We start from the raw sequence: 3,802 nt of genomic DNA on the forward strand, positions 1-3,802 counted from the left end.
TCTCCACCTATCTTGATTACCTTCGTAGCATCATCCTGCTTAACAAGACTATCTCCTACAACTTTATTAATCTCATTCTGAAGCTCTTTATGAATATTCGTGAATGAATCACCAACACCAGCAAAGGCTGACGCAACATCATCATAGCTATGCTCTTCAACGGCACTGCCATCTTCTTTGACGATCTTAACTTTGAAGCTTGGAGCACTCCATTGACCTTCCTTATATTCAGCGCCACCACCTAAATAAGTTGCAACTGTCTTATTCGTATCAAAAAGCTGAGAACCATTGACCGCTTCACTTGAGCTTGCAGAAATCTCTCCATTGGAAATAAACTTAATTTTACTGTTGCCTTTCTCATCACCCTCTCCATGCGTTGCTACAAACGCCTTTTCAGAATCACTCCACAACAACGCATTCTGCTTAATATTTTCAGTAACCTCCGTGTTGTTTTGAGTAAACTCTTTTTGAAGATTCTCAAAAGATGTTCCTACACCAGCAAATGCTTCCGATACAGTATCATACTTCTTCTCTTCAACTTTAGTACCATCCTCATTAACGATCTTAACTTTGAAACTTGGAGCCGTCCAAGCGCCACCTGCATAACTAGCATCACCACTTAAAGACTTTGCAACACTGTTACCTAGAGAATATAGCTGATTTCCTGCTACAGCATCGCTTGAGCTAGCAGTAATATCACCATTTGCAAGTGATGTGATTTTGCTGTTCGTCTTCTCACTATCTTTTTCTCCATGCAAGGCGACAAAAGCACCTTCAGCCTTGCTCCATGATAAAGAATCTTGTGCAACTCCTTCTGAAACTTCCTTAATACGAGCGTTGATAGTGCTCATGCTGTCATTAATGTCATTAAATGCACCTGCAACATTATTACTGCTCTTCTTATCTCCTTTCGTACCATCATTGCTGAAAGTCTGAATTTGGAAATCCGGATCTTGCCATTCGCCTTTCTCATTATAACCAGCACCTCCACCAAAATAGCCAGCAAACTTTTTTTGCAGATCATAAATCTGTCCACCCGTAATCGCATCACTCGAGCCTGATACTATAGAGCCAGCTGCAAGTGATGTGAGCTTGCTGTTCTCTTTATTGTCCCCATGCGTCGCTACAAACGCTTCTGCGTCCTTATCCCACAACAGCGCATCGCCTTGAACTTCCTGAGTAATATTCGTGATATTTTCAGTAAGTTCATTAAACTTATTCGTTAGGTTGTTATTCACATTCTTGAAATTCGTATCAATACCTTCAATGGCTAAACCAACATCACCATAAGATTTTTCTACTACCTCGCCTTTTGCATCAACACTGGATAATTTATAGGTTGGACCCGTGAAAGTACCATCTTTAAAGCTTGTACCTCCACCTAAGTATTTCGCAATATCCTGAGAAACCTTAGAAATCTGACCGCCATTAACCGCATCATGCGAATTCTCACTAATCTGACCTTCGGCAACATTATGCAAACCAACAGTTGCAGAACCCTTACCTTTACCCAAAGTCACACTCGCATAATTAGTGCTGCTATTATCATCACCTTGTTTATCATAGTGAACAACAGCCGATTCATCAGACTGAAGACTGGTAGAAAGATCCTTTAAACTTTCATCAAGCTGACCCTTGTTAACCGCTTCATTATCCCTTGTCGCTGTCTTAACACCTGAAAGTATTCTATCTTGGCTTTCCTTATCCGCAATACTGATGCTCGCACCTTCTTTTTCACCACCAAGCTTGATTACATTTGTCGTATCATCAAACTTAACAAGACTATCTCCTACAACTTTATTAATCTCATTCTTAAGCTCTTTGTGAATATTCGTGAATGAAGCGCCTACACCAGCAAATGCTTTAGCAACATCATCATAACTTTGCTCTTCAACAGCACTGCCATCTTCTTTGACGATCTTAACTTTGAAGCTTGGAGCACTCCATTGACCTTCTTTATATTCAGCGCCACCGCCAAAGGATTTAGCTATATTCGTAGCTGTTGTTTCAAGATTGTTAGATACACTGCTTACATTTTGATTAGTCGCAAAAAGCTGAGAACCATTGACCGCTTCACTTGAGCTTGCAGAAACCTCTCCATTGGAAAGAAACTTAATTTTACTGTTGCCTTTCTCATCACCCTCTCCATGCGTTGCTACAAACGCCTTTTCAGAATCACTCCACAACAACGCATTCTGCTTAATATTTTCAGTAACCTCCGTGTTGTTTTGAGTAAACTCTTTTTGAAGATTCTCAAAAGATGTTCCTACACCAGCAAATGCTTCCGATACAGTATCATACTTCTTCTCTTCAACTTTAGTACCATCCTCATTAACGATCTTAACTTTGAAACTTGGAGCCGTCCAAGCGCCACCTGCATAACTAGCATCACCACCTAAAGACTTTGCAACACTGTTACCTAGAGCATATAGCTGATTTCCTGTTACAGCATCGCTTGAGTCTTTAGTGATACCCCCATTTGCAAGCGACGTTATCTTGCTGTTCGTCTTGCTTTCCTTCTCTCCATGCTTGGCTACAAACGCCTCTGCGTCCTTATTCCACAACAGCGCATCGCCTTGGACAGATTCTGTGATATTCGTGACTTTGTCATTAAAGTCTTTAACCACATTCGTGAAAGAATTACCAACACCTGAAAGAGCTTCTGAAACACTATCGTACTCAGCTTCTTCTGATGTGCCATCTTCTTTAAGGTGTGTAACTTTAAATCTAGGCAACAACCATTGATCTTTCTCATACTTAGCATCACCGTTTAAGTACGATGCAAGATCTTTTCCTAAGGAATAAAGTTGGGAGCCATTTACTGCATCTGTAGATTCTTTCGTAATATCTCCTGCCGCAAGGAACTTAATCTTGCTATTTGTCTTTGCACCGTCTTTTCCTCCATGCAAGGCTACAAAGGATTTTTCACCCTCGCTCCATGATAAAGAATCTTGTGCAACTCCTTCTGAGACTTCCTTAATACGCTGATTCACATTTTTGATATTTGCATCAAGTCCCTCAAATGCTAAACCAACATTGGTAAAGGCTTTTTGTGTTACCTCGCCATCTTCAGAAACGCGAGATAAGTTATAAGTAGGGTTGGTAAAGCTACCGTCTTTAAATGCCGCATCGCCGCCAAGGAATTTAGCTACATTCTGAGAAATCGTGTTGATCTGACTACCATTAATCGCATCATGTGAATTTTCAGCAATGGTACCATCCGCTACATTATGAAGTGCAACTGGTCCTGCATCCTTACCTTTACCTAAAGTCACACTGCTATAATCAGTTTTACCATCTGCCAGCTTATCGTAGTGAACAACAGCCGAGTCATCAGACTGAAGGCTGGTAGAAAGATCCTTCAGACTTGCATCAAGCTGCGCTTTATTAACTGCTTCATTGTCATTCTCTGCCGCCTTAACACCTGAAAGCGTCCGTTCTTTGCCCTTTTCGTCCAGAAAACTTATTTCTGTACCTGCTACTTCTTTACCAATATTGATAACTTTTGTCTTCTCATCCTGCTTGACAAGGCTATCACTGACAACATTAGTCACATCATGATGAACATTCGTGACAGAACTACTAATATCAGAAAGTGCTTCCGCTACACTCTTATAGCTTTCCTCACTTTCTTTACCTTCCGCATCAACTTTCTTAACCTTAAAACTTGGAGCTTTCCATTTTCCATCTTTATCATAACCTGCTCCTCCACCAAAATACTCAGAAAATGTCTGATTCATTGAATAAAGCTGATTGCCAGTGATCGCTTCTGTCGAACCTTTAGAAATTTCTCCATCTAATA

Annotated in this window: 1 pseudogene; it reads right to left on the reverse strand. The window is 40.6% G+C overall.

Annotated features, from left to right (window positions below):
• Positions 1 to 3,802: pseudogene (locus tag ACFIN0_RS09460) on the reverse strand (hypothetical protein); the annotation flags it as partial.

The sequence above is a fragment of the Bartonella sp. AA89HNZF genome (assembly GCF_042196905.1).
Lineage (GTDB): Bacteria > Pseudomonadota > Alphaproteobacteria > Rhizobiales > Rhizobiaceae > Bartonella.